This window comes from Geminocystis sp. NIES-3708, assembly GCF_001548095.1.
Lineage (GTDB): Bacteria > Cyanobacteriota > Cyanobacteriia > Cyanobacteriales > Cyanobacteriaceae > Geminocystis.
The window spans coordinates 1-5106 of the sequence record NZ_AP014820.1 but is presented as its reverse complement, the minus strand read 5'-3'; the positions used below and the strand labels follow the sequence as shown (position 1 = coordinate 5106).

The 5106-nt window shown below is 26.8% G+C and carries 3 protein-coding genes; 2 read left to right on the top strand and 1 reads right to left on the bottom strand.

What is annotated here, in order from left to right:
- Nucleotides 1–133: 133 nt before the first annotated feature.
- Complete coding sequence (locus GM3708_RS17665) at nucleotides 134–3289, bottom strand: hypothetical protein (RefSeq protein ID WP_066349715.1); 3156 nt, start codon at nucleotides 3287–3289, stop codon at nucleotides 134–136.
- A gap of 227 nt (nucleotides 3290–3516) precedes the next feature.
- Here GM3708_RS17665 and GM3708_RS17660 point away from each other — a divergent pair, with 227 nt between their 5' ends.
- Both GM3708_RS17660 and GM3708_RS17655 read left to right on the top strand, forming a co-directional pair.
- A complete protein-coding gene (locus GM3708_RS17660; protein ID WP_066349714.1) occupies nucleotides 3517–3936 on the top strand; it encodes a hypothetical protein in 420 nt (139 codons plus the stop codon).
- A 285-nt stretch (nucleotides 3937–4221) separates the two neighbouring features.
- Complete coding sequence (locus GM3708_RS17655) at nucleotides 4222–4503, top strand: hypothetical protein (RefSeq protein ID WP_066349713.1); 282 nt, start codon at nucleotides 4222–4224, stop codon at nucleotides 4501–4503.
- The last annotated feature ends 603 nt before the right edge of the window (nucleotides 4504–5106 follow it).

Sequence of the window (5106 nt, the reverse complement as noted above, 5' to 3'; positions counted from 1 at the left end):
AAAATGAAAAACGCTGTAAATTATACCCTATATATCATTGCTCATTGTTAGCCTAACGTATTATTGATTATATAGGGGTTAAAGTTCTCACCCCAAATAGAGTGAGTTTTAATTTATCAACTTGTTTATGTTACTAATTTAAAAATCTATTTTGTATATCTTCTTTTCTTAGAAGTCTTAATTTATGACTAGGATGATCAACTTGTTTTAACTTTATTCCTTTATCCTCTTTAATTTTTTCATCAATGGTATTAATCATTAATTGGTAGTTAAGAGTACCATCATCATTTAAAAAACAAGATTCATATCCTTGTCCATATTTACTTTTGTGTTTATAGTGATTTTCTATCCATTTCTTGTAACTTGATAATGTAGGGTATGTAAATTGACTCAGTACTAATTCTGTCAATAATCTTACATCTATATCAGTGTAACCTACTTCTAATTTTATATGTTTATAAGTATTATAATTTGATTTATAATCCTTACACTTGATAATTTTATTTTGGATAAAGTAGTCTTGACGTTGTACCCTTGTTAAATCGTTTTTAAGACTATTAAAAAAGTTCTCAGGTATGTTTAATCCTAATATGTCAATATCTTCTAATTCTGTACCTAAATCTTCTATATCCTCGAATAAATAGCTGTATAAGTTATCCTCATTATCTTCTAATGAGTCTAAATCTTCATTAGATTCAAAAATAAAAGAATCTTTACCATATCCTCTCATTTTTACTACTTTTTCTTTTTTTACCAATTCTTTATCTTTTAATTCTTTAACACCATCTAAATAGTAATTAGCATTCCCATGAAAAATAGCTTTATTACAGAAACATTTAATTTCTAAAGTGTAATAACCTTTTTGTTCTACTCCCTCATCATTAATAATATTTTTGTGCAGTACATCTACATTAGGAAAAATGTTTCTTAAATGTGCTAAAACATCTTTTTCTATATCGTAAAAAATATCACTCGATTTAATTATTTCATCCTCAAAATCACTTTCATTTTTCTTAACTAAATCATCAAATATTTTAACTACTTTATCACTAGCACCTGTATTTTCATCATCCTTTTTATTTATAAGATATTCCTCAAATTCTTTTTTTAATTTATCTACTTCACTTTGATTGCTAGGATTATCAACGTACTTATAGTAATCAATATGTGTATTTTCTTTTATATGTAAGTTATACCATTTAGTTACCATATAAATCTTTCTTTTTACAACTTTTAACTTATCTGTAAACCATAATTTTTCATTAGGTACTCTTTGATAACCTTTAACTAAATTGTTAGCAGTTAATCTTTTTCCTTTAACTGGATAAACAACATTATCTAACTCGAAAATACAACCATCAGTGATAGATTGATAACCATTTAATCCTTTTTCAAGATAGTACATCATACATCTACACCGTGCAGTTATGTTATTTCCTACGACTGAATTAGATACATCAAAAAACTTTGAAACTAAGATACCATAAGTAGTGTTAATACATAACTTGTAAAATGTATTTTCTTTTTTATGTGTTTTCTTATCATAATTATTCCTTACTTTTAATAACTCATTGATTAATAAATCACCTATATTAATTCGATACCAATAATAAGAATTTTTCTGCACACTATATAAGCTATCACCATCATAAAAACTTTCATCTTGATCTGAATAATTCTCATAGTATTTTTCAACTTCTTTTATATCTTTTAATTCCTTATCTTTTTCATACCACATTGCATTGACAACCATTAAATTATCATATAATTCTTTACGTTGTGATTGACTGCAAATATTATCAATCCACTGTAAAATATCACTGCTAATTAAGCCTAAATAAATTTCATTAGTAAAGATTTTATTAAAACCTTCTTTAGGATAATCTACTGATAAATCATCATCACTAGGATCACTTAATCTATTTATTTTATTAGGATCAATAACCCATGAGGATATTAAATCTTGAGGATATTTTAAAGGTTTTAAAGTACTAACTCTCATTATCCATAAACCATCTAATAACTCTTTACCATGCTTATCTAAAAACTCTCTTAAAGTCATGTATTTATTGTTTTTATCAAGCTGATGACAAAACATTTTAGGTACGCCTATAGGATAATCTTGTAAAGATAACCCTTTACCATAAGCACCTGATATATCTATATCACATAACATATTAAGGTTATTAGTTAAATCATCTATGTTATTATAGTTACCTGACTTAAAAACACTTGTTTCAAGTGGTCTGTTATTATAACATCTACCACCATCAACTTTACTCAAAATAGCACGGGTATCTTTTAATTTTCTTAGATAGTCAGAATTGCCATATTTATTAATTTCTTTGAATAATTTAGGATTGTTCATTTTAGACTTTAACAACTTGCTTAAAACCATTGCCATAGATGATCCTATGGTTAATCTGCAAGTAGATTTATCATTATCCTTAATTCCTAAAAACCCTTGTAACAAGTGTTTATATTGATGATCAAAACCTAGTAATAATTCATAAGCATATAGATCTCCTAAAGCATAATTATCAAAATCATTGTGAGTCAAGTAAGTATCAATCATGTTTTCTTTATCCTCTTTAGTAAGTAAATTTTTATATGGCAATTCGTAACCTACCAATTCAGCTAAATCAGAATAGGATTGTTGACCAGCAATAGCTATGGTGTCAAATACTCTGATACCTACTTGATAAGTTACCCCTTCATATTCCATTAACCAATTAGTTAAGCAAAAAGGGTTATATCCATTAGAACTTTGAAAACCTTTTATTTTACCTCTATGATATGTCTCTAATCTTCTTCTTTGAGTTATTCCACTACCACTATTATTAGCATTAAGAATTAATCCTCTTATGTCATTTTGGTAGTCATCATAGAAAATTCTGATAATATCTGCACACGCAAAATGTAAGTAAAGATGAAAGTAAACTTTAGGTAATGAGGATAACTTTTTGATATTGTTCACAACATCTTTACGATAACTGATACTATAACCGCTATCTATCAGATATTGATAACCTATGAATGATTCTCTCATTAAGTCATGTCTAGCAATATCTGCACAATCTCTATGAGTGTAGATTTTACCGTTATCTTTTAATCCTCTCACTTGCACTGTTATTGTACATGAAGGGTTTTTTCCTAATTTAGGATCATTCAGATCACGTGTATAAAATTCAGTGTCAACATTTAAAGGTACATATAAATCATTATTAGAGTTTTCTTCATTAGAATAGTAATAGCTAGTTTTATCGAAAAAAGTGTAAATTAGTGACATAATAGATATGGTGTTATTAAGGTTATTTAATTGTGTAAGCTACATTTATTTTAACTCTTAACTAACACCTTTTAATAAAAAGAAATTAATAACCCGTGCTAGTGATCTACTAATATACTGCACGGGTTTTTTAATGTCTATTAAAACAGTGAGTAAAATAGATTTTAACACTTGTAACAAGTGATTTAAGTCGTGATATAATAAAATAATTGTTTATCAAAAAAGTTATGAAAAAGTTACCTGAAAAAGTGATATTAGCAGTCAAAAAACTAACAGAATTAGGTAAAAAACCTAAAGGTACAGCTATAGATATACTTAATCAATTAACTAAATTAGGGTATCAATGGGATAATGATTCTAAATTATGGATTAATGCTAGTGTGCAAACAACAATCTTAGTAAGAAGTGATGAAACTATTATTGATGAACTGGTAGATTATTTAAGAGAATGTATAGCTAATTTTGAAAGTGCAGAATTAGAGTTAAAAAACAATCCTATGATTTATCAAGCTAAAGATAAAAAAGGTGTAGTTATTGAGAATGTGCAACAATGCTATTTAGTATATAACAATAATTCATTAGAAAATACAGAATTAGAGTTAGATGAAGATTTAGATATTGATTCTATCCTCAAAGATGATGAATAATTAATCACTTGATACAAGTGTTAATATAACTAGCTGTAACAAGCTAGTTTTTTAATGACTTATAATGTAGTAACTACACGTAAAAGTAAAACATAATCTTATAATTTTTATAACCTAAAAATCACTTGTATCAAGTGTTTTAAAGATTTCTCCATAGTGACTTGTAATTAACCTATTACTTATGATTAATCATTGAGGATGTCACACGGGTTTTAAATCGATTTTAAGTATCAATGGTTAAATACGTTAAAATAGAGTTTGTACACTGGTAACAAGTGATAATTTATGAATAAAAAAGATAAAAGAGAAACTTTAATACATTACAAAAGTAATTGGAATAATGGTAAAACTACTACTATGAGATTGCCTATTGTATTAAAAGAAGATGTTAATAATTATGCTTTATGTATAGACAAGGGTAATATTAGGTATCATGAATTATTGGAATTATATAAGTATCTTAAAGAAGTTAAAAGTAAGTTAGGTATAGATAATGGATACAAAAGTAATAATAGTGGTAAGTTGATCAAGGAATTAAACGAGGTAATGAACAATATAAGTATGTAAAACAAAGATACTTAATTTGTCACATTAACAAACGATAAATTATAGTACATATTTCATTGACTGTAGCGAAGGATTTAGCTTTTTAAATGTGTAGCACTTAGTTGATTTGATGGAACATTTTCAGTAAGGGCAGGATTAAAATAAGTCATGCAGACGTGCTTAGGATCTCCACGCAACTAACCTGAATCGAATAGCTCTTTTAAGAATACACAGATTAGGAGAACCCTTTAAGAGTCCGTTCTATAAAAACCAGCTTAAAACCATTGCTAGAGGTATCATACCCATATTCAAACCTTTAAGGGTTGAAAATTATTCAACCTAGTTAACACCTACGACCAACATTGAAAGTTGATGTTGTCAAATTAATCAAATAGTTCCATGCTCTATTTCTGATCCTTAAGGATTGGAAATAATTTAAAACAGTTAAAACCTTTTTTAAATAAGTTTAAAAAGTAAAAATAATATATATTTAATAAAGTTACAATCGTATAATATATAGTATCATTGTAAGGTGTCTCAAAGGGTTATTATTCCGTTAAGTGTATAATAAATGAATCTGTGACAAGACAAAAAAAATATAGCCAAAAAAGAAAAACTTGTCAC